Below are 25,206 nucleotides of genomic sequence, written 5' to 3'. Positions count from 1 at the left end.
CGAGGGGGCAGTCAAGACGGCCGGGAGCGGGCCGAGCGGAGGCTGATCTCGCGCTGTGACCGGGAGTTTCCCGGTGCGGCGGGGAGCGACGGCCGGCGTCCTCGCGGCCGGCGCCCCGAGCGGGGGGTCAGCGGCCGTCGCGGGTCGCGGCTCCGATCAGGCCGGTGAGGCTGTCGCGGAGCGCGGTGAGCTCCTCGAGGGGGACGTCGAGCCGCTCCACGATCTGCGGAGGAACCTGCAGGGCCTGCTCGCGGAGGGCCGCTCCGGAGGGGGTCAGCGCGACGTCGAGGCGGCGCTCGTCGTCGCTGCTCCGGGCCCGCGTGACGTGGCCGCTCGCCTCCAGGCGCTTCACGAGCGGGCTGAGCGTGGCCGGCTCGAGGCGGAGGGCGGAGCCGAGGTCGGCGAGCGAGCGGGGGCTGCGCTCCCAGAGCGCGAGCATCACGAGGTACTGCGGGTGCGTGAGTCCGAGCGGCTCGAGCACGGGTCGGTACAGCCCGATGACGGTGCGCGCCGCGACGGCGAGGGAGAAGCAGACCTGGTTCTGGAGGGCGAGCGGGTCGGTTTCCACGGCGTCATCCTCTCATCGTGCCCTGATGGTTAGTACACTAAGGATATGACGCGGAAGAAGACCGGCTCCCTCTACCAGCGCTTCAACGCGCGGCTGTTCCCCTGGATCGGCCCGCCGCCGCTCGGCCCGTACGACCAGCCCGAGCAGGAGGCGCCGGCGGGGCAGGCGTGCCCGCTCTGCGGCCGGCCGATGTCCGAGCACGTCATCGACCGCTCCGGTCCGCGCACGCAGCTGTACTGCCCGAGCGACCCCTCCTGAGTCGCACGCCCCCGTTCGGGGGTCAGGGGCTTCGGGCGGCGGGGGCGGATGATGAGCGCATGTCCCGTCTGAGCCCCACCGCCGCCCGCGTCGTCCAGTACAGCCGTTTCGGCGACGCGGACGTCCTCGAGATCGTCGAGGTCGAGCGGCCGAAGCCCGGGGCGGGCGAGGTGCTGGTCGAGGTGCTCTCCGCCGGGGTGAACCACATGGAGGCGTTCATCCGGCAGGGCCAGTTCGACTCCGACCACTCCGCGGCCTTCCCGATGCGCCAGGGCACCGACTTCTCGGGCGTCGTCGTCGCCCTCGGCGAGGGCGTCACCGACATCAGGCTCCGCAGCGACGTGGTCGGCCACGCGCTCGTCGGCTCGCACGCGACCCACGTCGTGGTGCCGCGCCGCAACCTCGTCGCCAAGCCCGCCTCCGTGAGCTGGGAGGTCGGCGGCGCGCTGTTCCTCGCCGGAGTGACCTCCTGGCGCGCGCTGGAGGCCACGCATGTCGGACCCGACGACACCGTCCTCGTCTCCGCCGCGGCCGGAGGAGTGGGCAGTCTCGAGATCCAGCTGGCGAAGCTCCGCGGCGCGACGGTGATCGGCACCTGCGGCGAGCGCAACTTCGACTACCTCCGCCAGATCGGCGTGAAGCCGGTGGTCTACGGCGACGGGATCGCCGACCGCATCCGGGCCGCGGCGCCCGGCGGGGTCACGGTGTTCCTCGACAACTTCGGCGGGGAGAACGACGCCCTCGCCGACGAGCTCGGCATCGCGGCCGGCCGATTCCACTCCAGCGACGACCGCAAGGAGATCGAGCTGCGCGCCGTCTGGCCCGACGCCGAGACCGCCCAGCGCGACACCGAGATCCTCGGCGAGCTGGTCGGCCTCGTCGGCGAGCAGAAGCTGCGGGTGCTCGTCTCGGGCTTCTACCCCTTCGACCAGGTGCAGGACGCCTTCGACGACCTCGAGAAGCGGCACTCGCGCGGCAAGATCGTGCTCGGCATGAACCCGGTGGACCCGGCGAAGGTCACCAAGGCGCGCGACATCCACGAGGCCGGCCGCTAGCCGCACCCTCCCGGCGGCTGTCCGGGCTGCTCTCCGGGCGGCCACAATGGGGCCGTGGCGCGCGGACGCCCGGGAGGAGTGACGCGATGGAGGAGCCCGTCGTCGCGATCGTCTGGATCGTCTCGTTCGTGGTGGTGACCGTCCTGGTCACCGGGCTGTCGGGGCGGGTGAACTGGTCCGCTCCCGTGGCGCTCGTCGCCGTCGGAGCCCTCGCCTCCTTCGTCCCCGGGATCCCGGAGGTGGTCGTCGAGCCGGACGTGGTGCTGTTCGGGATCCTGCCGCCGCTGCTCTACGCGGCGGCGATCCGCACCTCCGTCCTCGACGTCCGCGCTCGTGGCGACAGCATCCTCCTGCTGTCGGTCGGGCTCGTCGTCTTCACGGTCGCGGTGGTCGGCGCGGTGGCCTGGATGGTCGTCCCGGCGATCACGGTCGCCGCGGCCCTCGCGTTCGGCGCGATCGTGGCGCCCACGGACGCGGTGGCGGTCACGGCGATCGCGGGGCGGCTCCGCCTGCCGCGGCGCATGCTCACGGTGCTCGAGGGCGAGAGCCTCCTCAACGACGCGACCGCGCTGGTGGCACTGAACGCCTCCCTCCTGGCGATCGTCAGCACGGTCACTCCCGGGCGCATCGCGCTCGACTTCGTGCTGGCCGTGGCGGTGGGCGGCGGGGTCGGGATCGGCATCGCCGTGCTGCTCGGGTTCGTGCGCAAGCAGGTGCAGTCGTCCGTCCTGGACACGAGCCTCTCGCTGGTGACGCCCTACGTCGCGTTCATCCCGGCGCAGCTGCTGCACGGCTCCGGGGTGCTGGCGGTCGTGGTCGCGGGGCTCTACCTGGGCTACCGGGCGCCGGTCATCCAGTCGGCGCAGGCGCGGATCGCGGAGTCGCTCAACTGGCGGACGATCCAGTTCCTGCTCGAGAACGCGGTGTTCCTCTTCATCGGGCTGAGCCTCTCGTCGGTGGTGGAGGCGACGGCCGACTCGGGCATCGGGGTCTGGCAGACGGTCGGCATCGGCGCGGCCGTGCTCGCGGCGCTGGTCGGGAGCCGCGTGGCCTGGATGTGCATGACGACGCTGCTGTTCCGGCACGGTCCGCGCCGGCTGCAGCAGCGCGGATGGACCTGGCCGACCGCGATCGGGGTGTCGTTCGCGGGCATCCGCGGCGTGGTCACCCTCGCCGCCGCGTTCCTCCTGCCCGCGGAGACGCCGCAGCGCGCGTTCCTGCAGTTCCTCGCCTTCATCGTGGTGGCGGGGACGCTCGTCGAGGGGCTCGCGCTCCCGCGGCTCGTCCGCGCCCTGAAGCTCCCGGCCCCGAACGAGATGCAGGAGCACGTCGAGAAGCAGATGCTGCTCGCGGAGGCACAGGCCGCCGGGCTCGCCCGGCTCGACGCGGAGCCGCAGGACGGAGTGGAGGACCGCGTTCTCGACCGGCTGCGGCGGAACGCGACGTTCCTCGCCGACGCCCTGGAGAACCCGCCGGAGGGCGAGGGCGTGGAGCCGCTCCCGCAGGCCTACAACCGGCTCCGGCGCGTGATGATCGCGGCCGAGCGGGAGGCGGTGCTCCGCGCGCGCTCCGAGGGGCGGTACCAGGAGCCGGCGGTGGTGAGCGCTCTGGCGTTCCTCGACGTGGAGGAGGAGGCGCTGGCGGTCGGGCGGCAGTAGCGCCGGGAGGGCGGGGACCCCGGGCGGGATCCCCGCCCTCTCGGCGCTGAGGTGTCCGGGCTCAGCCCAGGGTGGAGCGGACCGAGGTGCGGGCCTCGTCGAGCGCGGCGCGCAGGGCGTCGACGCTCGCGGTCGTCACGGATCCCGAGGAGGCGGCGGTGCGCAGCTCCGCGCGCAGCTCGTCGCGGAACTCGGTGAGCAGCACCTCGGCGTCGCGCAGGGCGATCCGCGAGGCGGTGCGCGCGTCGGGCGAGGCCGGTGCGGCCGGCTCCGGCGCGGGCTGCTCGGAGGGGGTGCCGGACGTGTCCTGCGGGCGCGGCTCCTCGGCGGAGTGCTCCGGTCGGCGTCCGGGCTCCCGCGAGTCGCGGGCGGCGCTGGCCAGGTCGGCGCGGAGGCTCTTCATCGCCTCCGCGACGCCGAGGCGGACCTCGTCGGCGAGCCTGCGGACGGAGTCGGTGAGCTCCTCCTCGATGTCGCCCAGGTCGGTCGCGCGGTTCGCGAGCTCGGCGCGGCCGGCGTCGGTGATGGAGTAGACGGTCTTGCGGCCGTCGGCCTCCTTCGTGACGAGTCCCTCCTCCTCGAGCTTCGCGAGGCGCGGGTAGACCGTGCCGGCGCTGGGCGCGTAGGTGCCGCCGAAGCGCTCGCTGAGCGCCTGGATCAGCTCGTAGCCGTGGCGCGGCGACTCGGCGAGGAGGTTGAGCAGATAGAGGCGCAGGCGGCCGTGCGCGAAGACGGGGCTCACAGCGAGCTCCCGTCCATCGGGCGGCGGTCGTCGGCGGGGCCGGTGCCGGGGGAGCCCCAGCCCTCGCCCACCGAGGCGGAGGACGCGGCGACGGACCGGCGGACGACGACCACGTCTCCCGAGACGGAGTTGGCGGCGACGTCGACCCACTTCGAGTCGAGCGAGCCCGTGGTCGAGGTGAAGCCCCGGCCGAAGGTGCCCTTGACGACGGAGCCGTCGAGCTGGAGCGTGCCCGAGACGGTGTTGATGCGGTAGCGGGCGCCGAGGCCCTCGTCGACGCGGATCGTGAGGTCGCCGCTGACGGTGTTGGCCTGGATCCGGTCGGGGGTGCCCTCGGCGTCGACGAACACGCTGCCCGAGACGCCGTCGACGGTGAAGCGGGTGAGCTCGCCGGTCGCGGTGACGTCGCCGGAGACGGTGCGCGCGGTGACGCGGCCGGTGTGGCTGCGGACCGAGAGCTCGCCGTGGACGGTGTTCACCTCGATGTCGCCGTGCAGGCCGTCGACGACGATGTCGCCGCCGACCGTCGAGACGCGGGCGTCGCTGTGGAGGCCCGAGACCAGGCCGTCGGCCGAGACGGTGTCGAACTTGAGGTCGACGCCGCGGGGGACGAGGAGGCTGATGTCGGCGCGGTCGCCGCGGCGGCCGAGGCCCTTCACGACGTCGACGATGGTGTCCCAGCGGAGCTGGACGTGGTCGATCTCGAGGCGGTCGCCGTCCATCGAGACCTTGAGCGGGCGGCCGTCGACGCTGTGGACCTCCACGCGAGCGGTCGGCTCGTCGTGGGCGATGACGTCGATCTGGCCGCCGACGAGGGCGACCTTGACCGAGCGGACGACGTCGAGGTCGATGACCTTCGTCTCGCCGGCCTGTACGAGCCATTTCTCGAGGGACATGAGCTCCTCCTCCTGCACCGGAGTGCCTTTCTGAAACGCGATACATCGCGAGTGGACGAGAGTCACGATATATCTCGATCGCTGCGCTCGGCAACGGGGCTCGGCCGGTTCCCAGCGTCGAGCGGCCGGGACCGGGGCGGCGCCGCGGCGCGGCCATGCCGGGGGCCGGAGCCGGCGCCACCGTCGGGGGGGGGTGAGGGCGCGGCGGGCGCCGTGGTAGACCGGGCGCATGGACCCGATCGCGGCACTCGAGGAGATCGCGGCACTGCTCGAGCGGGAGCGGGCCTCCCGCTACCGGGCGAAGGCGTTCCGCCGGGCGGCCGCGGTGCTGGAGGGGATGGCGTCCGCCGAGCGGGACGACCTCGCCCTCGTGCGGCGGGCCTCCGGGATCGGCGACACGACCTTCACGGTGATCGAGCAGGCGCGGTCGGGCCGGGTGCCCGACTACCTCGCGGAGCTGCGCGGCTCGGCTCCTCCGCCCGCGAGCGCCTTGCGGGGACGGCTGCGCGGCGATCTCCACAGCCACAGCGAGTGGTCCGACGGGGCGACGCCCGTCCTCGCAATGGCGGACGCGGCCCGCGCGCTCGGCCACGAGTACCTGGCGCTCACCGACCACTCGCCGCGGCTCCGGGTCGCCCACGGTCTCAGCGCGGAGCGGCTGGAGGAGCAGCTCGCCCATCTCGCGGGCCTCGACACCGGGCCCCTGCGCCTGCTCAGCGGGATCGAGGTGGACGTCCTCGAGGACGGCGCGCTCGACCAGACGGACGAGCTGCTGGACCGCCTCGACGTGGTCGTCGCGAGCGCCCACTCGAAGCTGCGGCTGCCCTCCCGCGAGATGACGGCCCGGCTGGTCGCGGCGGCCTCGGATCCGCGGACCGACGTCCTCGGCCATGTCACGGGGCGGCTGGTGTCGGGCGAGCGCGGCACCCGCCCGCCGTCGACCTTCGACGCCCGGGCCGTGTTCCGGGCGTGCGCCGACCACTCCACCGCGGTCGAGATCAACGCCCGCCCCGAGCGCGAGGACCCGCCGGACGAGCTGATCGCGGTCGCGCTCGAGGAGGGCTGCCTGTTCTCGATCGACAGCGACGCGCACGCTCCGGGCCAGCTGGGCCTGCTCGACTACGGAGCCGAGCGGGCGGAGCGGCTCGGCGTCCCGGAGGAGCGGATCGTGACCACCTGGCCGGTCGAGCGGCTCCTGGAGTGGACCCGCGGCTGAGGATCCTCGCGCGTTGCGCAAACGAACTGCGGCCATCACCCCCTTGACAGGAGGCCGTACCGCGGGAGGAGATCCGACGCAAGTGGCGAAATCCCAGCCGCCCACGCGGCATGCTCGGTACCGGTCCGCTCCTCCTGGGCCGCTCCAGCGGTCGGGAGTCGCGCTCCGTCGCACTCTCCGCTCCGACAGACCAGGTGAACCATGGCCACGCAGACCGCTCTCGACGCCGTGCGCGCCGCTCCCACTCTGCTCGAGGCCGTCCGGATGGCCGACGAGCTGACGGTCGCCGCGGTGAGCGACGGTGGTGGCCGCGCGGTGCGCCTGCTCACCCGCGCAGCCCTGGACCCCTCGGACCAGCTCACTGCGATCGCGGCCGTGCACTCGCTCGCGCAGGTCTTCGACGAGGAGGCCGACCTCGCGCTGCTGATGCTGCTCGAGGACGAGCGCCCGTACCTCCGCGAGCACGCCGCCTGGGCCTTCGGCGGGCGCCTGCCCCGCCCCGCCGCGCTCGGACCGCTGCTGCGCCTGGTCCGCGACGGCGGCTTCTCCGGCATGCTCGCGCAGCGCACCGTCCTGCTCTGGGCCTCCTCGACCCCCGACCTCGTCGCCGTCGCGCTCGAGGGCGCGCTGCTCGGCGAGCGCGAAGCGGCGGCCCGGGCACGGCTCGTCGAGACCCTGGGCCTCGCGCCCGGCACGATCGCCGAGCGCACCCTCCTGCACGTGGCCGCCGATCGCGCGGAGGGGCTGGAGGCGCGGGCCGCCGCGACGGACGCGCTCGGCGAGCGCGGCTCCGACGACGCCGAGCTCCTGCTCACCGGCCTGGCCGAGGAGGCGGCGCCGATCGGGCCCCTCGCCCGGCTCGCCCTCGGCGACCTCGCCCCCGCACCGGCCGTGGAGGCCGGGCCGACGGTCGCGCAGCTCTTCGTCCACGCCGACATCGACGGCACCCTGACGCGGGTGGGCGCCGGCGACAACGGCGGCATCGCGACCCTGCTGGTGCGCCTGGGCGACTCCCTCGTCGAGCAGGAGGGCATCGACCGGGTGCTCACGCTCTCGCGCGGGACCCCGGCCGAGGCCGAGCGCGCGCTCGGCGAGCTGCCCGACTCCGGCCACGGCTTCGCTCCGGTCCCGTTCGTGGGGCCGCCCGTCGCCATGCCCCAGGCGTGGAGCCGACGCATCGCCGCCGAGCGCGGCATCCGCCGGATCCTGCGCGCGGCCGGCCGGGTCGACGTGCTGCACCTGCGGATGGCGGACGTCGGATCCCTCGCGGCGGCCGCGGTCGCCCGGGAGCTCGAGATCCCCGTCGTGTTCACCCTCGCTCCGGACCCGCACGCCCTGATCGCGGGCCTGGACGCCTCCGGCGCCCTCACCCGCGCGGACTTCGGTGAGCGCGACGCCGCCGAGCACTTCTGGTTCCGCGTGCGCCTGGTGCAGCGCCTGGCCGCCGACGCCGCGCACACCGTCCTGTTCCCCCGGGAGGAGCTGGCGGCGACCATCCGCGAGCTGATCGGCGTCGACATCACCGCGCACCCGGAGCGGCACACGATCGTCCCGGAGGGGATCGACGTCGGCCTGGTCGAGCGCGGCGAGTCGGCCGCACGGGCCTCCGCCGCCGGTGAGCCGGTCGCGCTGGACGAGGGCGGGGACCTGGCCTCGCTCGACCTCCTGCTGGAGGAGCTGCCCGAGCACCGCCGCGGCCTCCCGCTGCTGCTCAGCGTGGGCCGCCTGCACCGGGTGAAGGGGATGGCGGCGCTCGCCGAGGCCTGGGCGTCCGACCCCTCGCTCCGGGAGCGCGCCAACCTGTTCCTGGTCGGCGGCGACCTCGCCGACCCGAGCCCCGACGAGCGCGAGCAGCTCGACCGCGTCCGCGCCGTCGCGTCCGACGGGCTGCTCCTGGCTGGCCACCGCCCGAACGGGACCGTGGCCCGCTGGCTCGGCGCGATCCGGCACGGCCGACCGGGGCTCTCTGCTCCGGGAGGCGCCTACGTCTGCGCGAGCGTCAAGGAGGAGTTCGGCATCGCCCTCCTCGAGGCGCTCTCCGCAGGACTGGTCGTCGTCGCTCCGGCGACAGGCGGGCCCGCGACCTACGTCGAGGAGGGGGAGACCGGCTTCCTGGTCGACACCGCCGACCCCGCGGCGCTCGCCGCCGGCGCCGCCGCCGCACTGGATCTCGCAGGAGGGCCTCTCGGCGAGCACGCCGCGGCCCGCGGGCACGCGATGGTCGCCGAGCGCTACACGGTGCGGGCCATGGCTCATGCCCTCTCGGGGGTCTACGCGCACGCGACCGCGGACCAGGAGCGTCCCCTCCGCTCGCCGCTCGTGCTGGGGGCCTCGTGACCCTGCTGATCATCAGCCCCGACTACGCGTCGCACCTGCTGCCGCTGGCGACCCTCGGCACGGCCTGGCAGGAGGCGGGCGAGCGCGTCGTCGTGGCCACCGGCGACGCGACGCGCTCCATCGTGGACGGCTTCGGATTCGAGCACATCGCGCTCCGGCTGGGGCGCGGCTCCAACCCGGGCACGATCCGCGCGGAGGAGCAGGCGCCCGACGAGGGCGCGTCCCTCCGCGGCTTCTTCGACGCCACCCGGCGCGGGATGGTCCCGACCCTCGCCTACCAGGCACGGGAGCGGCTCACCGACCTGCTCTGGGATCCGGCCGGCGTCGCCGCGCGCCTGCGCGTGATCCTCGACGAGGTGCAGCCCGACGCGATCGTGGTCGACCACCTCGCCTTCACCGCGCGCGTGGCGCTGAAGGCACTCCGCGTGCCCTACGGCGACGTCGTGCTCGGCCACCCCAGCGCGCTCACGGTGCCCGGCGAGGTCTACGGCTTCCCTCCGGTCTGGCCGGACGCCTTCGCTCCGGAGCCCGACGACCTCGATGCGCTCCGCGCCCTCTGCGAGCAGGTGCGCGACTCCTTCACCGCGGAGTGGAACGCCGCCCTCACCACCCTCGACCCCGGGGCGGCGCCCAGCGCCGACGCCTTCGCCGAGAGCGGCGACGTCCTGCTGCTCAACTACCCGGGCGAGCTCCACGACTCGGCCCGCACCGCTCAGCTGCCGCCGCACGCGTTCCTCGGCTCCGCCGTCCGCGAGGAGCCCGACGACGCGGAGGTCGAGGAGTGGCTCGCCGCGTCCGAGGACCCGGTCGTCTACGTGAGCTTCGGCAGCTTCCTCTCGGTGCGCGACGACGTGCTCGCCCGGGTCGTCGAGGCCCTGGCCGGTGTCGAGGTCGGGGGCAGGCCCGTCCGCGTGGCTCTCGCCTCCGGCGCGACCGAGCGCTCGGCTCTGGGCGAGATCCCCGAGGGCTGGCTGGTCCGCGGCTTCCTGCCGCAGGTCGCGCTCCTGCGCCGGGCCGTGCTCGCGGTCAGCCACGGCGGCAACAACAGCGTCACGGAGGCGATGACCGCGGGCGTGCCGCTCGTCGTCCTGCCGTTCTCGACGGACCAGTTCGCGGGGGCGGCCGCGCTCGAGGACGCCGGGTTCGCCGCCGTGCTCGACCCCAACGCCGCCTCCGCGGGAGAGCTCGCGGAGGCTGCGCGGCGGATGCTCGCACTCGACGCTCCCGCCCGGGAACGGCTGACGGCGCTCGCCGAGGGCCTCGCCCGCGAGACGGGGCCGCAGCGGGCCCTCTCCGCCCTGAGCGGAGCGACCGTCCAGCGCTAGCCTGGGCCGATGGTCGAGCCGACACCCCGGGACGCGCCCCTGCGCGCCGAGCGGGACGCTGGGCGGGCGGAGCCGATGCTGCGCGCTCTCGGCGCCTTCGGGCGCTTCGAGGGGATCGTCCCGCCGCTGTTCGAGGCGGCCGTGCGGATCCTGCACCCCTCCGACGACCCGCCCCGGCGCTGGCGCGAGGTCGCCGAGCGGGAGGGGACGCTCCTGCATCCGCTCGCGCAGTGGTACTCGCTCACCGGCGAGCATCCCGACGAGTACGCGGAGCCCCGCCTCGGAGTGCTCCCGCTCGACGAGCTCGCGGCCGTCGCCGCCGTGCTCGCGGAGCACACGAGCACCCCCGACGACTGCCTCGCCGTGTTCTGGGAGGGGTTCGGCGTGCTGAGCGGCGGGTCGCGGATCCTGATCTCCCGCTCGGACGCCTCGGACGAGCTGCCCGAGTGGATGAGCGACACCCGGCCGACCGGCTGGGAGCACCCCGAGACCGCCGCCGCGGCGACGGTCGAGCTGCCGGGGCGGGAGGGGCCTCTGCTCTCGCTCGACGTCAGGGTGCTCGAGGACACCGCGTGGGCGCGCGCGGCGGGCTTCGCCGACGCCTCCGGGCTCGTCGTGCAGACTCCACTCGCGCTCTGGCCGGAGGACCGGGCCTGGTACCTCGCGAGCGAGGTCGACTTCGACTCGACGCTGATCGGCGGCTCGCGCGCCCTCGTCGACGACCTGCTGCGGCTCTCCGCCGCGGGGCGCATCGAGGCGCTCCTGCTGCCGGAGCAGGTGGACCTCACGAGCACCGGTGACCGGCTCAACCCGAGGCGGCGGTGACGGGGTGAGCGACGAGGACGACGAGCGCTGGCTCGTGGTGAAGGGCCGCCGGTGGCGGCGCACCGACCCCTCGCTGCCGGAGGACGTGGTCGCCGTCCTCACCTCGCACCTCGGGCGCGGGCGCTCGGGAGTGCGCTCGGCCAGGATGCACGAGGACGCGGAGGCGGAGGCGCTGGCGCGCAGGAGGGTCGGGCTCGCCAAGCACGGGCTGGGTGAGCGCGGACCGGCATGGTGGGACGAGCCCGAGGCCGATCGTCTCGAGCGCGCCCGCGAGGCGCTGCGGGCGCTCGAGGAACTCGACGCTCCGGAGGACTGACTCGGCTTCTGCATCCCCCGAGCGTGCTCGCCGGGCGAGGCGGGCGGGGAGTGCCCGAGCGGATCCGGGGAGAGCGCGCGGAACCGCGGCCTGTGGAGGAGGACCGCCCCCGCTGAGGCCGCCGACCGAGGCCGCCCGCCGAGGCCGCCAGCCGAGCCCGCCCGCCCCTAGCGGAACCTCACCACGAAGCCGTCCTCCGGCCCGGTCGGAAAGCTCTGCAGGCTCACGCGCAGATCCTGCCCGTCCTCGACGTCGTACGGGTGCCCCGCGGCCAGGAGCTCCAGCGCCGCGGACAGCAGGTCGACGGTCGCCGGCTCGCCCGGGCACCGGTGGTCGCCTCCGTAGTGCCCGCCGCCCTGGGCGATGAAGCCGTTGCGGTCGACCGGCGACCGGAACCGCTCCGGATCGAAGCGGCCCGGCGCCTCCCAGTGCGAGCCGTGGTCCGTCGCGTAGAGGTCGAGCAGCATCCACTGCCCCGCGGGAAGCGTCTCGCCGCGGAAGTCCAGCTCCCGGCGGGCCCTTCCTCCGACCATCGGGAAGAACGGGTAGAAGCGCCGCACCTCGTTCGCGAACGCGACGCGCTCCTCCTGGTCGGCGAGCCGCTCCCGCCACTCCGGATGCCGGTGCAGCGCGAGCGCCGCCAGGACCACGAAGCGCCCCACCGCGACCGTGGGCCGCAGCACGTTGATCAGCTCCACCGCGGCGACCTCGACGGGCAGGAGGCCGCCGTCCTCCTTCTCGTGCGCGATCCGGTGCAGGGGAGTCGGGGAGGGTCCGGCCGTCCGGCTCGCCTCGATCAGGCCGCGCGCCCATCGCTCGGTCGAGCGGCGGCGGAGTCGTGCGGCCCAGTTGGGCGGGCCGAAGCGCCCGGCGTTGTCGATCATCGCCCGGAGCTCGTCCGTGCGCCGCAGCACCTCCTCCTCGTCGGCCTCGATGCCGGCCCACGACAGGACCGCGCGGCCCAGGACCTCGGCGGCGACGTCCTGGAGGCGGACCCGCTCGCCGGTCAGCCGGGCGGCGGACGCCTGCCACTCCCGCGCGAAGGCCGAGACCAGCCTCGACCGCTGCTCGGGCGTCTCCACCAGATCCAGGAACATCCGCTTCCGCCTCCGGTGCGGCTCGTCCTCGAGGGTCTGCACGCTGCCCTCGTCCTGCAGGAGGTGCAGCACGGAGCCGGGCAGCGCGCCCTCGCGGTCGAAGCGCCCGCCCTCGTAGAAGAAGCGCGCCGCCTCGATGCCGCGCGCCATGATCACGGGCCGTCCGAGGATCCGGGTGCGGAACGCGTCCGCGCCCACGTCGTCGAAGCGCCGCGTCCCGAAGAGGTAGCCGTCGGCGAGGACGGCCGCGCTGCTGTCGATCGCGGGGAGGACGGGGATCGAGGCGGCGATCAGCCGGCCGATCCCTCGGTGTCGTCGCCCTCGGCCTGCGAGGGCTTGTCGACGCCCGCGTCGTCGACGTGGTCGTGGTTCTGCGGGTTCTCCTGCGGCTGCTCGGTCCGGTCGGTCATGGTGCTCCTCTCGCGTCGGCGCGGTGCGCGCCTCGCGGCCACGGTAGGAAGAGCGCGGCGGACCCGGGTACCCCGTTGACTCGCGGGGGAGGGGCGGGCAGACTCCGCCGCCCTCAGCGCCTCCGCAGGAGGACCGGCGCGGTCGCCCAGACCACGGCGAGCAGCAGCAGCACGCCTCCGCCCGCCCAGAGGCCCGCCGGCCCGCCCAGCACGACGTCGAACACGAAGCCCACGACTCCGACGAACAGCAGCGATCCCGCCGCGAGGCACACCGTGACCACCCGGTTGCCGAACCGCACCAGCTCGGCCTTCCTCCGCCGCTGGAACAGCAGCCGGTGGGCGATGACGGGCGCCAGCGCCAGGATCGTGACGCACGCGGCGAGCAGGACGAGCACGAGGTAGAGCGCCACGTCGGGCGGCGCGAGGTCGGCGAAGCGCTGCTGGAAGCACAGCGTCAGCAGGAAGCCGCCCAGGATCTGCGTGCCGGTCTGCACGACCCGCAGCTCCTGCAGGATCTCGTTCCAGTTGCGGTCGGATCGCTCCTCCACCGTCTCGTCGCGACCGGAGTCGGGGGCGGAGGGGTCGACGGGTCGGTCGCTCATGGGACGAGGGTAGAGCTCAGGCGAGCAGGGACTCCGCCAGCGAGATCGCCCCGCGCACCCCGGACTCGTCGCCGAGGGCCGGGCGCACGATGCGGATCCGCCCGCCGCCCGTCCCCGTCGCTCCGGGCGCGCCCATCAGCCGCTCGACCTCGGCCTCGACCGCGGGGACGAGCCCCGGCGTCTTCGACACGCCTCCGCCGACGACCGCGAGCCGCACGCCCGCGACGTAAGCGAGCGTCGTGACGAGCTGCGCGAGGTAGTAGGAGCTGAAGCGGAGGTTCGCGGCCGCCTCCTCGGTGCCGAGGCGGGAGCCGTCGACGCCCCAGCGCGCCGAGATCGCGGGACCGGCGACCAGGCCCTCGAGGCAGTCGCCGTGGAACGGGCAGGTGCCGGCGAAGCCGTCCTCGGGGTGGCGGCGGGGCAGCAGGTGCGCGACCTCGGGCCAGCCGCTGCCGGCGAGGAGCCGTCCGCCCGCGATCACGCCGCCGCCGACTCCGGTGCCGACCGTCAGGTAGACGAAGTCGTCGACTCCGGCTCCGGCGCCCCAGCGGGCCTCGCCCAGGGCGGCTCCGTTGACGTCGGTGACCAGCGCGAGCCGGGCGCCCGGTGCGGCCGCGCCGACCGGGCCGAGGACGTCGGTGCCCTCCCAGCCGAGCTTCGGCGTGGAGGTGAGGTGCCCGTAGGTCGGCGAGCCGGGGTCGATGTCGAGCGGGCCGAAGGAGGCGACGCCGACCGCGGCGACGGTGCCGTCGACTCCGTGGCCGCTGACGAAGCCGGCCAGATCGACGAGAGTCTCGGCGGGCCCGCGGGTCGGCAGGGTCGTCGTCGCGAGGATCCGCTCGGGATCAGCGGCGTCGGCGACCGCCGCGACGACCTTCGTGCCCCCGGTCTCGATGCCGACGAGGAGGGGACGGTCGGCGGTGGCGCTCATGGATCTCCAGGGCTCGTGCGGTGCGTCTCGGGTCTCAGCAGGCGGACAGCGAGCGCACCTGCGCCGACAGGGTCAGGGGGCTGCCGAGGAGCAGCACCTGATCGAGGTCGTGGCCCTGCATCTTCACACGGGTGCTGCGCGGCAGGCAGGTCGGCTCGCTGAGGTAGAGCGGGGCGCCCTGCTTCGCGGCGACCGGGCCCACGGCCAGCGCGTCGGCGAAGCCGGTGGCGGTGGCGAGATAGACGGTGTCGCCCAGCTCGGACGGCGGGAAGACGTCGTTGAGGCGTCGGCTGGTGTCGTGGCGGTCCGTCCCGGCGATGCGCGACACGGTGCCGGCGATCTTCGCGGCGCGCAGGTCTGCCTCGACGGCGGTCGAGATCGACGGCGCACCGCCGAGCAGCTGCACGGAGGAGGGGTCGAGTCCGGCGAGGGTGTCGCGGGTCGGCTGGTCGAGGCGCGAGCGGGCGCCGTCGACGAGGAGGACGGGCTCGGCGCGGCGGCCGGCGATCGGCGCGACCGAGAGGGCGTCCGGGAAGTTGGTGCCGGTCGCGACGAAGACGTTCTCGTAGCTGCCGTCCGGGAAGGCGTCCTCGACGATCCGGCGCGAGGTGTCGTAGCGGTCGACGCCCTCGATGCGCTCGGTCGGGATCCCGAGGGCCTTCACCTGCTGGAGCACCGACTCGCTCACGGAGAGGGCGCTGCCGACCACGACGATCCGCTGCGGGGCGAGGCGGCGCAGCTCGGCCGCCACCACGGCGGGCAGGACGCTCGGGTCGGTGAGCAGGAGGGCGCCGCCCTGCTTCGCGGCGGCGGGGCCGGCGCTCAGCGCGTCCGGCCAGTTCGCTCCGCTGGCGAGGTAGACGACGGGGGCGCCGTCGGCGAATCCGGAGGCGGTCACTGCGACGGCGGTCGCGTACCGGTCGGTCCCGGCGAGGCGGGCGACGTCGGAGGAGTAGGCGGACGGGAAGAAGTCGATGCCGCTGCGGCCGCCCGGCGGCACGGAGACGACCGCGCGCTCGTCGAGGCGGGCCAGGCGGGAGAAGTACTGGTCGTCGTAGGCGGGGTACCCCGGCTCCACGAGGCGCAGGAGGTAGTCGCCGGCGGGCAGGGCGAGGTCGCTCGTGTCCCACGCGCGGGCGGCGCCGAGGGCTCCGGTGACGGGGACGGTGTCGAGGAGCGAGTACGTCCCTCCGTCGACCCACCAGGCCTGCACGTCGAAGGAGGGGGAGGAGACGCCCGGGACCGCGTCGGCGGTGACCGATCCGGACAGCTCGGCGCTGCGCAGGAGGGAGATGGCGACGGACTCGTCGGTCCCCCGGGTCGTCCTCGCGGCCTCGGCGACCGGGGTGTCGCCGAACCAGGTCGGGTACCAGTCGTCGCTGCCGATCAGGTTCGCGCGGACGGTGAGGGGCTCGCCGCCGGGAACGGGGAGGGAGAAGTCGGCGCCCGTGTCGGCCTCGGCGACCACGTCCCCCTCGGCGTTCTGGACCTGGATGTAGAAGGACGGGTTCGCGGGGGCGGGGTGCTCCTCGTCGGCGTCGCGGAGCGCGATGGTGCCGGAGAGGACGACCTCGGCGGACGCCTCCTGCGCGGCGCTCGCGCTCGGGAGATCGGGGGCGGCGACGGCCGGACCGGCAGCGAGGCCGGCCAGCAGGAGAGCGGAGACGCCGATCGCGGCGAGGGAGCGTGCGGGCACGGCGGGCCTTTCGGCAGGATCCGCGGGAGGCCGCGGCGGACACGGTGTCTGAATGCTAGCCGTCGCTCGCCTCCGGGCGAGGGCGGGTGTCGGCGGGATGGGCCCCCGTCCGGGGGGCGATGGTGGTGGATTCCCGGGGCCGCCGGAGGAGTCCGCGCGAGCAGGCTCCCCCGGCGACCCGGGTCGGATCCCCTACTTGACGACCGCTGCGGTGGCGGCGGAGGTGCGCGTCGCCGTCGTGTAGTCGGCCTTCTTGCCGGTGACGGTCACCGTGATCTTCTTCCCCACCGTGGCGCTGGTCGGCTTGTAGGTGGCGGAGGTCGCCCCGGAGATCGCGGTGCCGTTCGCCTTCCACTGGTAGGTGAGGGCCACCGGCGAGGGTCCCCACGTGCCCGGCTTGGCGGTCAGGGTGGAGCCGACCTTCGCGGTGCCGGTGATCGCCGGGGTCGCGGCGGAGAGGGTTCCCGCCACCACGGCGCTAGTCTTCGCGGAGGTCTTCGTCACGGCGGTGAATCCGGACTTCGACCCCGTGACCGTCACGGTGATCGTCTTCCCGAGAGTGGCGCCGGTCGGCGTGTACGTCGCGGACGTCGCCCCGCTCAGAGCGGTGCCGTTCGCCTTCCACTGGTAGGCGAGGGCGACGGGGGAGGGGCCCCAGGTGCCGGGCTTCGCGGTGAGGGTCGAGCCGACCTTCGCGGTGCCGCTGATGGTCGGCGTCGCGGCGGTGATCGCGCCGCCGGTCACGGCAGCGGTCCCGGAGGAGACCCGCGTGGTCGAGACGTAGCCCGACTTCGAGCCCGTGACGGCGACGGTGATCACCCTGCCCGCGTCGGCCGCGACCGGGCGGTACGTGGTGCCGGTCGCCCCGCTGATCGCGGTGCCGTTCGCGCGCCACTGGTAGGCGAGGGCGACAGGGGAGGGCCCCCAGGTGCCGGCGCTCGCCGTGAGCGTCGAGCCGACCGCGGCGGTGCCGGTGATCGTCGGGGTGGCGGCGGTGAGAGCGGTGCCGCCGATGACGACGCTTCTCGTCACGCCGTCGCTCTCTCCGGCGGAGTTCAGAGCGCTCACCCGCAGCGTGTAGGCGGAACCGACGGTCAGATTGGAGAACGTCTGCGAGAGCTTCGACGCCGACACCACAGTGGTCCAGGGGCCGGATCCACTGTTGTCGATGCCGTCGCGGGACACGCGATACCCGGTGATCGAGGTCCCGCCGGTGTCGGTCGGAATCTTCCAGTTCAGGGTCGCGCTGCGGGTGGAGCTGTCGGGGATCGCCACGACGGAGCTCGGCTCGGAAGGTGCGCGGTGCGGCTCGACGACGATCGTGGTCGTCGCGGACTCGCCCTGACCGATCTTGTTGAAAGCGGTGACCGAGAAGGTGTACTCGGTATTCGCCTTCAGATTCGTGAAGGTCTGGCTGTAGGGCTGAGCGGAATCGCTCCGCACGGTGCTCACAATGGTCGACCAGGGTCCGCTGCCGCTCGCGTCAGTGCCGGACCGGCCGACGCGATAGCCGAGAATCGGCGAGTTGCCGTCCCCGACGGGCGGCTGCCACGTCACGACGACCCGCCGATCGGAACCTGCAATCGCTCGCAGTTCTGTGACCGGCATCGGGGTGGAAGTGCTCCACGATGCGGTTGCGCATGCTGGTTCGCCGGAGGAGTACTCCGGCGTCTCGTCGCCCATGTATGCGAAAGTCTCCGCAACGATGCAGAAGTTGTACTTCTGCCCCGGCTTCATCTGAGTGGTGGCCTCCATCGTTTGCGAGTCGACGAGGTCCCCGTCGTAGTCCGGATAGCCCTCAGCGGAGGAGTACCAGTGATAGCGATCGAAAGAGCAGAGCATCCCGTCCTTCGTCGGCGGAGCCCATCGCCACGTGACGGTTCCGGTGCCCGACACTTCTCCTGTGACCTGAGCCGAAGCCGGCGCAGTCCACCAATGGTCGAGTGCCGTGGTCGCGGTCGTGCTCTGGGTGCTGGAAGGCACGAGCAGGACTCCATCGGAGCCTCCCTCGAAAGGAACGCTGAAATCGGTGACGCTCGCCACTTCGATGTAGTAAGGGTCCTGGTCGGAGCGGAGATCCACCGTGATCGACGTGGCCCCTGAAGCGGAGTAGAGCCGGACGGAATCGTTCCATCCGCCGCCGTCCCACCAGTCGCCCTTCTTCATGTAGATGTGCACGCGATAGCCGGCGACTTTCTGCGCCGGGGCCGTCCACGAGATCGTGACGGCGTCCGTGCAGCTGTTGTCGGAAGCGACGACGTTCGTCGGCGCAGCCGGCGAGCCCGCGGCCTGGGCCGGGGTCGCGACGAAGAGGGAGAGGAGCAGGGCGAGGAAAAGGGAGACGCTGAGGGTCTTCGTTCGCATGGAGGAGGGCATCCGGATTCGTCGGAGCGAGAAGGCCGACGACTGTCGGGCCGGAGGGATCGTCCCATGCCGCTTATCGCTGCCCTAAGTCCCCCATTCAGGGCAGAATTCGGCGGATTCCACAGATGTCATCAGCGCGATGACAAGAGAGAGGGATAAGGCCTTCTCGCCGAGAGGCGCAACGTCGTCCCTCCGAAAGCCGCCTCAAGGCGAGAGTCGCGGCGGCATCACAGTGCCCCGCGGAAGGGCCGCGGTGGTTTCCCGCGCCGCACCCACCGTTCACGCGCGTTCCGTGCGCCTCACGGCGAGAACCGCACGATCGGCGCGTGCAAGACTGGGCGCGAGCGTGCTCCATCCCGCTGCGTCATGCGCGGGGCACGGAGCCACTGGACCCGGTCCGCTCATCCGCATCCTTTCGCAGGAGGACTCGAATGACCGATACCGCCGTGCTCGCCGAGGCACCCGCCCGAACCCCCGTCGCGAAGACGATCCTGATGTGCCGTCCCGAGCACTTCACCGTCGTCTACCGCATCAATCCGTGGATGGACCCGCAGGTCCCCACCGACACCTCCCTCGCCGTCCGGCAGTGGCAGACCCTCTACGACACCTACGCCGATCTGGGCTTCACCATCGAGCTGATCGAGCCCGAGGCCGGACTGCCGGACATGGTCTACGCGGCCAACGGCGGTTTCGTGATCGACGGCATCGCCTACGGTGCCTCCTTCACCTACCCCGAACGCCAGCCCGAGGGCCCGGCGTACATGGACTGGTTCCGCTCGGCCGGCTTCGACGTCCGCGTCCCCGAGGAGATCAACGAGGGCGAGGGCGACTTCCTCCTCGTCGGCGAGCGGATCCTCGCCGGCACGGGCTTCCGCTCCGCCTCCGACTCGCACGCCGAGGTCGCCCGCGTCTTCGGCCGCGAGGTCGTCACGCTCGAGCTCGTGAACCCGTCGTTCTACCACCTCGACACCGCGATCGCCGTGCTCGACGACACGAACATCGCCTACCTTCCGAGCGCGTTCAGCGAGGAGGGCAACCGCACCCTCCGCGAGCTCTACCCCGACGCGATCCTCGTCTCGGAGGAGGACGCGTCCGTGCTCGGGCTCAACTCCTTCTCCGACGGCCTCAACGTCGTCATCGCGTCCCGCGCGACGGGCTTCGAGCGCCAGCTGCGCGAGCGCGGCTACAACCCGATCGGCGTCGACCTGTCGGAGCTGCTGCTCGGCGGCGGCGGCGTGAAGTGCTGCACGCTCGAGCTGCGCCGCTGACCCACTCCCCGTGGTCGGCGACGCGCAGCGCCGACCCACCCTCCACTGTCCACGATCCGTCCCACTCGACGCCGAGCGCGACGACTCCTGGACAGTCGATCGTCCCCTCAGGAGGAACGACATGAACATCACCGACACCGACACCGCCCGCTCCGCCGCCCTCATCGCCGCGGAGGAGGAGCACGCCGCCCACAACTACCACCCGCTGCCCGTCGTCGCGGCCACCGGCGAGGGCGCCTGGATCACCGACGTCGAGGGCGTCCGCTACCTCGACTGCCTCGCCGCCTACTCCGCCGTGAACTTCGGCCACTCGCACCCGGTGCTTCTGGAGGCGGCCCGCGAGCAGCTCGGCCGCGTCACCCTGACCAGCCGCGCGTTCCACAACGACCGCCTCGGCCCGTTCGTCACGGCGCTCGCCGCGCTCGCCGGCAAGGACATGGTCCTGCCGATGAACACGGGCGCGGAGGCGGTCGAGTCGGGCATCAAGGTCGCCCGCGCCTGGGGCTACCGGGTCAAGGGCGTCGCTCCGGGCCGGGCGAACATCGTCGTCGCGGCGGGCAACTTCCACGGTCGCACGACCACGATCATCTCGTTCAGCGACGACGCGGAGGCGCGCGACGGCTTCGCTCCGTTCACGCCCGGATTCCGCACGGTCCCGTTCGGCGACGCGGAAGCCCTCGAGGCCGCGATCGACGACGACACCGTGGCGGTGCTGATCGAGCCGATCCAGGGCGAGGCGGGCATCGTCGTGCCGCCGGCCGACTACCTCCCGGCCGTCCGCGAGATCACCGCGCGCCGCAACGTCCTCTTCATCGCCGACGAGATCCAGTCCGGCCTCGGCCGCACCGGCGCCACCTTCGCCTGCGACCTGGTCGGAGTCGTCCCCGACGTCTACCTGCTCGGCAAGGCGCTCGGCGGCGGCATCGTCCCCGTCTCGGCCGTGGTCGCGGACGCCGATGTGCTCGGCGTTCTGCAGCCGGGCCAGCACGGCTCCACCTTCGGCGGCAACCCGCTCGCCGCGGCCGTCGGCCTCGCGGTCGTCGAGATGCTCGCGACCGGCGAGTACCAGGCCCTCGCCCGCGAGCGCGGCGCCCAGCTGCACGCCCGCCTCGAGGCGCTGATCGGCCGCGGAGTGGTCGCCGTCCGCGGCGCCGGACTCTGGGCCGGCATCGACATCGACCCGGGGCTCGCCTCGGGCCGCGCCGTCTGCGAGGCCCTGATGGCCCGCGGAGTGCTGGCCAAGGACACGCACGGCTCGACGATCCGCCTGGCGCCGCCGCTCGTGGTCACCGCTGCCGAGATCGACTTCACCGTCGACGAGCTGGAGGCCGTGCTCGAGTCGCTGCGCTGAGGCGCACCGTCCTCTCCCCGCCAGATGCCGCTCCGGTAAGCGACACGCCGTGTCGGCCGCACCGGAGCGGCGTCTCGCGGGGAGGGGTCAGCGAGCGGCGCCCGCCGTCGCCGACTCGGGCAGGCTGCTCATGGGGAGCGTGTACTCGCCCTTCAGCGCCGAGATCCAGACGGTGGTCGGGGCGACGGCGGCGAAGTTCGAGTTGAGCAGCGCCATCAGCGTGGTGTGCAGGGAGTGCGCGTCGATGGAGCCGGCGTCGTTCGCGATCGCGATCGCGCCCGTCGCGTCCGAGAGGACCTCGGCGCGGAGCCCGTGCGTCTCGGCCTCGGCGGCCGAGGCGAGGATGCAGTTGTTGGTCATGTAGCCGACGAGGGTGATCGTGTCGACGTCGTGCTCGCGGAGCCAGTCGAGCAGGTCGGTCCCCGCGAAGACCGTGCCGAACTGCTTCGTGACGTTCTTCCACGAGTCCGAGCGGCGCTTCTCGATCTCCGGGTGCAGCGCGAAGGACGGACCCGACGGGTCGAAGATCGGCGCTCCCTCGCCCGCGCTGTGCTGGACGACGGCGATCGGGAGGCTCGCCGCGGCGGCGGAGTCGAGGGCGGCGGCGATCCTCGGCAGCGACTGCGCGTGCGGCGGGTACTGGATCTCGAGCGGACCGCTGAAGTACTCCTGCTGCACGTCGACGAGGATCAGTGCGCGGCGCGGTGTGGTCATGAGGGGCTCCCATCGGTGGCGGACGTCCCCGATCCTCCCGCTCGGGGCTGGGAGCGGCGGTCAGCCACGCGGCCCGCGACCCGGTCGTGGGCGCAGGCCCACACCTCCTCGTGCTCGAGCGGAGTGAGGACGCCGGCGTCGAGCATCCGGTCGGCCCGCCGCAGCACGGCCGCGATCGCCGCCTGCTCGGCGACGGCGGGGGAGTCGACGTCCGCGATCACGAGCCGGCGGGCGCAGGCCCGGCGGAGGCGGCGGGTCGAGCGGGCCGAGAGGAGCAGGAGCGACGCGGTCGGCAGGGCGAGCGCGGCCAGCAGGAGGAGCGGCAGCCGGTCGAGCGCGAGCGTCCCGACGGCGCCGGCGGCCGTCACGGCCACGACCAGCTGCGGACCGGCCGCGTGCAGGCGGAGGCGCCTCCGCTCCTCGGCGGAGGTGCCGGGCGCGAGGACGACGAGCTCGCTCCGGACGACGCCGTACCGGCTCGCACCGACGGTGTGGCGGCCCCAGCGGGGGCCGGCGTCGAGGAGGCGGAGGAGCAGGTGCACGAGCGCCATCGTCGGCCTGCGACGGCGGGTGCGAGGGGATCCTGACGGAACGCGGACGCGCACCGGGCCGATCCGCACGGTCCGCTCGCGCGACGCTCACGATGCCCTCACGACGCGGGATCGCGCGTCGACGTCCCTCCCCAGCCGATTACCCGTGAGGAAAGCGTGAGGATCCGCTCATTCCGGGCGGGCGCGCTCCTCACGGCGAGTAGAAACATCCAGTGACCTCTTCCGTCGTCCGTGGCGACCCCGACGCCCTCGAACCCTCCCCTCTCTCCTCCGCGCGCGCGGGCGGGGTGAAGGCGTGGCTCCTCGAGGGCCTCCGCGACGACTCCGGAGCCCACCCCGGCCCCCACGCGGCCACCGGCAAGACGCACTCCTGGTGGCGCGTCATGTGCCTCACCGGCGTCGACTACTTCTCCACCCTCGGCTACCAGCCGGCGATCGCGGCGCTCGCCGCTGGCCTGGTCTCGCCGCTCGCGACGATCGTCCTGGTGGTGCTGACCCTCCTCGGCGCGCTCCCCGTCTACCGCCGCGTGGCCCGCGAGAGCTTCCGCGGCGAGGGGTCGATCGCGATGCTCGAGCGCCTGCTGCCCTGGTGGGGCGGCAAGCTCTTCGTGCTGGTGCTGCTGGGGTTCGCGGCCACCGACTTCATGATCACGATCACCCTCTCGGCGGCCGACGCGACGGCGCACGCGGTCGAGAACCCGTTCGCCCCCGCCTGGTTCCACGGGGCGGAGGTGCCGCTCACGCTGGGGCTGATCGCCCTGCTGGGGATCGTGTTCCTGCGCGGGTTCCGCGAGGCCATCTCGATCGCGGTCGTGCTCGTGGCCGTGTTCCTCCTGCTCAACGCGATCGTGATCGCCGTGGCGATCGGGCACGTGGCCGAGAACCCCGTCGTCATCGGCGACTGGTGGTCGGCGCTCACGACCCAGCACGGGAATCCACTGGTCATGGTCGGCATCGCGCTCATCGTGTTCCCCAAGCTCGCGCTCGGGCTCTCCGGCTTCGAGACCGGGGTCGCTGTCATGCCGCAGATCCGCGGCGACGCGGGCGACACCGAGGACGCCCCCGTCGGCCGCATCCGCGGGGCGAAGCGGCTGCTCATCACCGCCGCCGTCACGATGTCGGCGTTCCTCATCACCTCGAGCTTCGTCACCACGCTGCTCATCCCGCAGGCGCAGTTCCAGCCGGGCGGCGAGGCCAACGGCCGCGCGCTGGCCTACCTCGCGCACGAGTACCTCGGCGAGGGCTTCGGCACGGTCTACGACGTCGCGACGATCTGCATCCTCTGGTTCGCGGGCGCCTCCGCGCTGGCCGGCCTGCTCAACATCGTCCCGCGCTACCTGCCCCGCTACGGAATGGCGCCGCAGTGGGCCGGCGCCGTCCGTCCGCTCGTGCTGGTCTTCACCGTCGTCGCCTTCGTCATCACGATCCTCTTCCGCGCCGACGTCGACGCGCAGGGCGGGGCCTACGCGACCGGCGTGCTGGTGCTGATCACCTCCGCGTCCGTCGCCGTGTTCCTCTCGGCGAAGCGCAGGAAGCAGCGCAAGCGCGCCGTGGGCTTCGCGGTCATCGCGCTGGTCTTCGTCTACACGACGGTCGTGAACGTGGTCGAGAGGCCCGACGGCGTGAGGATCGCGGCGGTCTTCATCGTCGGCATCCTCGCGGTCTCGCTCGTCTCGCGGGTGCACCGCTCGTTCCAGCTGCGCGCCACCTCCGTGGTGTTCGACGCCGCCGCGATCGACTTCCTCACCACGGACGCCGACGACTACGGCGTGATCCGCATCCTCGCGAACGAGCCCGACGACGGCTCCGAGGCGGAGTACCGGGACAAGCTGGCGGAGGAGCAGCGCGACAGCAACCTGCCGATGCGCGGCCCGGTGCTCTTCCTCGAGGTGCACACCACCGACTCCTCCGACTTCGAGGAGGACCTGGTCGTGCAGGGCCGCGTCTGCCACGGCTTCCGCGTGCTCACGGTGACCAGCGGCAACATCCCGAACACGATCGCCACGGTGCTGCTCGAGATCCGCGACCTCACCGGCGTGATCCCGGACGTCTACTTCGAGTGGACCGAGGGCGGCCCCATCTCGAACATGTTCCGCTTCCTCATCACCGGCACCGGCGAGGTCGCCCCCGTCACCCGCGAGGTCCTCCGCCGCGCGGAGTCCCGCCGCGACCGCCGGCCGGGCGTGCACGTGGGCTGACGCCTGCTGCGCGGCGGGGGCGTGGCGGCGCCGAGGTGCCGCTGCTGCTGCAGGACGCCGCCGAGACGCCGCTCCTGCTGCGGGGTTGCGCCGAGACGCCGCTCCATCGGCGACACACCGCGGCAGGAGCGGTGCGTCGGCGGAGGAGGCGGTGTTCCGGCGCGCGGCGGCCCCGTAGCGTGGGCGCGGGCGCCCGTCGGGGCGCCGACACCGACGAACGGACGACGATGACCCTCGAGGACCAGCGCGCGCACATCCTGACCGGCGCCGTGTACGACGACATGACCCCCGAGCTCGTCGCCGCGCGTGAGCGGGCGGTCCTCGCCTCGAACGCGTACAACGCGAGCTTCGGGCGCCCACCGGTCGAGCGGGAGGGTCTGCTCCGCGAGCTCGTCGCCTCGGTGGGCGCGGACACGCACCTCGAGCCGACGTTCCGGTGCGAGTTCGGGTTCAACATCACGATCGGCGACCGCTTCTACGCGAACTTCGACTGCATCCTGCTCGACGGCGCCCCCATCACGATCGGCGACGACGTGCTGTTCGGCCCGCGCGTCTCGATCTACACGTCGAACCACGCCCTCGACCCGGCGGAGCGCGCCGTCGGCGCCTGCACTGCGAAGCCGGTCGTCGTCGGCGACGGCGTCTGGATCGGCGGCGGCGTCACGATCAACCAGGGCGTCACCATCGGCGACGGGGCCGTGATCGGCTCGGGCAGCGTCGTCACCCGCGACGTCCCTCCGCTCACCATCGCGGCCGGCGTCCCCGCCCGCGTCCTCCGCTCGATCACCCCCGACGACCGGACCGGCTACCGCCCGGCTCACTGACGCG

General features: G+C 73.5%; 22 protein-coding genes. 12 read left to right on the top strand and 10 right to left on the bottom strand.

The genetic code is table 11. From position 1 onward, the window contains the following. Nucleotides 1-127 precede the first annotated feature (127 nt). Entirely contained in the window at nucleotides 128-568 is a 441-nt protein-coding gene (locus tag GTU71_RS11215; RefSeq protein ID WP_104223751.1) for a MarR family transcriptional regulator, read from the bottom strand. Nucleotides 569-613: 45 nt separating this feature from the next. On the opposite strand from GTU71_RS11215, the gene GTU71_RS11210 reads away from it, so the two are divergent. The 3 genes from GTU71_RS11210 (at nucleotide 614) to GTU71_RS11200 (ending at nucleotide 3,539) form a co-directional block, all read left to right on the top strand. Then, on the top strand, nucleotides 614-826 hold the full coding sequence (locus GTU71_RS11210; protein ID WP_104223750.1) for a hypothetical protein: 213 nt from the start codon (nucleotides 614-616) through the stop codon (nucleotides 824-826). A gap of 59 nt (nucleotides 827-885) precedes the next feature. Further along, a complete protein-coding gene (locus GTU71_RS11205) occupies nucleotides 886-1,881 on the top strand; it encodes an NADP-dependent oxidoreductase (RefSeq protein WP_159940120.1) in 996 nt (331 codons plus the stop codon). A gap of 86 nt (nucleotides 1,882-1,967) precedes the next feature. Beyond that, nucleotides 1,968-3,539 (top strand): sodium:proton antiporter, encoded by a 1,572-nt coding sequence (locus tag GTU71_RS11200; protein WP_104223748.1) that lies wholly within the window; start codon nucleotides 1,968-1,970, stop codon nucleotides 3,537-3,539. Nucleotides 3,540-3,600: 61 nt separating this feature from the next. Here the strand turns inward: GTU71_RS11200 and GTU71_RS11195 are convergent, their stop codons facing one another. Next, complete coding sequence (locus tag GTU71_RS11195) at nucleotides 3,601-4,281, bottom strand: PadR family transcriptional regulator (RefSeq protein ID WP_159940118.1); 681 nt, start codon at nucleotides 4,279-4,281, stop codon at nucleotides 3,601-3,603. After that, nucleotides 4,278-5,177, bottom strand: a complete 900-nt coding sequence (locus GTU71_RS11190) for a hypothetical protein (protein WP_244230533.1) — start codon at nucleotides 5,175-5,177, stop codon at nucleotides 4,278-4,280. Before GTU71_RS11190 ends, GTU71_RS11195 begins: the two co-directional genes overlap by 4 nt. A gap of 229 nt (nucleotides 5,178-5,406) precedes the next feature. Between GTU71_RS11190 and GTU71_RS11185 the strand changes: the two genes are divergently transcribed. From GTU71_RS11185 to GTU71_RS11165, 5 genes are all read left to right on the top strand, one after another. Then, complete coding sequence (locus GTU71_RS11185; protein ID WP_104263102.1) at nucleotides 5,407-6,393, top strand: PHP domain-containing protein; 987 nt, start codon at nucleotides 5,407-5,409, stop codon at nucleotides 6,391-6,393. Between the two features lie 201 nt (nucleotides 6,394-6,594). Continuing rightward, nucleotides 6,595-8,730 carry a glycosyltransferase gene (locus GTU71_RS11180; RefSeq protein ID WP_159940116.1) on the top strand — a complete coding sequence of 712 codons (2,136 nt, stop codon included), beginning with the start codon at nucleotides 6,595-6,597 and terminating at the stop codon, nucleotides 8,728-8,730. Next, a complete protein-coding gene (locus GTU71_RS11175) occupies nucleotides 8,727-10,055 on the top strand; it encodes a glycosyltransferase (RefSeq protein WP_159940114.1) in 1,329 nt (442 codons plus the stop codon). Before GTU71_RS11180 ends, GTU71_RS11175 begins: the two co-directional genes overlap by 4 nt. Before the next feature lie 9 nt (nucleotides 10,056-10,064). Further along, nucleotides 10,065-10,880, top strand: a complete 816-nt coding sequence (locus tag GTU71_RS11170; RefSeq protein ID WP_159940112.1) for a hypothetical protein — start codon at nucleotides 10,065-10,067, stop codon at nucleotides 10,878-10,880. A 4-nt stretch (nucleotides 10,881-10,884) separates the two neighbouring features. Next, complete coding sequence (locus GTU71_RS11165) at nucleotides 10,885-11,196, top strand: biopolymer transporter Tol (RefSeq protein WP_104273215.1); 312 nt, start codon at nucleotides 10,885-10,887, stop codon at nucleotides 11,194-11,196. A 167-nt stretch (nucleotides 11,197-11,363) separates the two neighbouring features. Here GTU71_RS11165 and GTU71_RS11160 read toward each other — a convergent pair whose 3' ends face one another. The 5 genes from GTU71_RS11160 to GTU71_RS11140 form a co-directional block, all read right to left on the bottom strand. Then, nucleotides 11,364-12,491 (bottom strand): cytochrome P450, encoded by a 1,128-nt coding sequence (locus tag GTU71_RS11160; protein ID WP_104282638.1) that lies wholly within the window; start codon nucleotides 12,489-12,491, stop codon nucleotides 11,364-11,366. 325 nt (nucleotides 12,492-12,816) lie between these two features. Beyond that, nucleotides 12,817-13,305 (bottom strand): DUF6328 family protein, encoded by a 489-nt coding sequence (locus GTU71_RS11155; protein ID WP_104223741.1) that lies wholly within the window; start codon nucleotides 13,303-13,305, stop codon nucleotides 12,817-12,819. 16 nt (nucleotides 13,306-13,321) lie between these two features. Continuing rightward, nucleotides 13,322-14,236, bottom strand: coding sequence for an ROK family protein (locus GTU71_RS11150; protein WP_159940110.1), 915 nt, complete (start codon nucleotides 14,234-14,236; stop codon nucleotides 13,322-13,324). A gap of 34 nt (nucleotides 14,237-14,270) precedes the next feature. After that, nucleotides 14,271-15,932: a cell wall-binding repeat-containing protein gene (locus tag GTU71_RS11145; RefSeq protein WP_159940108.1), complete on the bottom strand. Its 1,662-nt coding sequence runs from the start codon at nucleotides 15,930-15,932 to the stop codon at nucleotides 14,271-14,273. Between the two features lie 192 nt (nucleotides 15,933-16,124). After that, nucleotides 16,125-18,296, bottom strand: a complete 2,172-nt coding sequence (locus GTU71_RS11140) for a fibronectin type III domain-containing protein (RefSeq protein ID WP_159940105.1) — start codon at nucleotides 18,294-18,296, stop codon at nucleotides 16,125-16,127. A gap of 431 nt (nucleotides 18,297-18,727) precedes the next feature. On the opposite strand from GTU71_RS11140, the gene ddaH reads away from it, so the two are divergent. Both ddaH and rocD read left to right on the top strand, forming a co-directional pair. After that, nucleotides 18,728-19,564 carry a dimethylargininase gene (gene ddaH / locus GTU71_RS11135; protein ID WP_159940103.1) on the top strand — a complete coding sequence of 279 codons (837 nt, stop codon included), beginning with the start codon at nucleotides 18,728-18,730 and terminating at the stop codon, nucleotides 19,562-19,564. Nucleotides 19,565-19,685: 121 nt separating this feature from the next. Continuing rightward, complete coding sequence (gene rocD / locus GTU71_RS11130) at nucleotides 19,686-20,915, top strand: ornithine--oxo-acid transaminase (protein ID WP_167305253.1); 1,230 nt, start codon at nucleotides 19,686-19,688, stop codon at nucleotides 20,913-20,915. Nucleotides 20,916-21,002: 87 nt separating this feature from the next. Here rocD and GTU71_RS11125 read toward each other — a convergent pair whose 3' ends face one another. After that, nucleotides 21,003-21,629, bottom strand: a complete 627-nt coding sequence (locus GTU71_RS11125) for an isochorismatase family protein (protein ID WP_159940101.1) — start codon at nucleotides 21,627-21,629, stop codon at nucleotides 21,003-21,005. Continuing rightward, nucleotides 21,626-22,180 (bottom strand): DUF6611 family protein, encoded by a 555-nt coding sequence (locus GTU71_RS11120; protein WP_159940099.1) that lies wholly within the window; start codon nucleotides 22,178-22,180, stop codon nucleotides 21,626-21,628. Before GTU71_RS11120 ends, GTU71_RS11125 begins: the two co-directional genes overlap by 4 nt. 287 nt (nucleotides 22,181-22,467) lie before the next feature. Between GTU71_RS11120 and GTU71_RS11115 the strand changes: the two genes are divergently transcribed. Together GTU71_RS11115 and GTU71_RS11110 are read left to right on the top strand one after the other, a co-directional pair. Beyond that, complete coding sequence (locus GTU71_RS11115; RefSeq protein WP_159941215.1) at nucleotides 22,468-24,378, top strand: amino acid permease; 1,911 nt, start codon at nucleotides 22,468-22,470, stop codon at nucleotides 24,376-24,378. 227 nt (nucleotides 24,379-24,605) lie between these two features. Continuing rightward, complete coding sequence (locus GTU71_RS11110; RefSeq protein WP_159940097.1) at nucleotides 24,606-25,202, top strand: sugar O-acetyltransferase; 597 nt, start codon at nucleotides 24,606-24,608, stop codon at nucleotides 25,200-25,202. Nucleotides 25,203-25,206 lie beyond the last annotated feature (4 nt).

Source organism: Rathayibacter sp. VKM Ac-2762 (assembly GCF_009866585.1).
In the GTDB taxonomy this organism is placed as follows: Bacteria; Actinomycetota; Actinomycetes; order Actinomycetales; family Microbacteriaceae; genus Rathayibacter.
The sequence above is the reverse complement of the archived record's forward strand: the minus strand, read 5'-3'. Positions and strand labels throughout refer to the sequence as shown.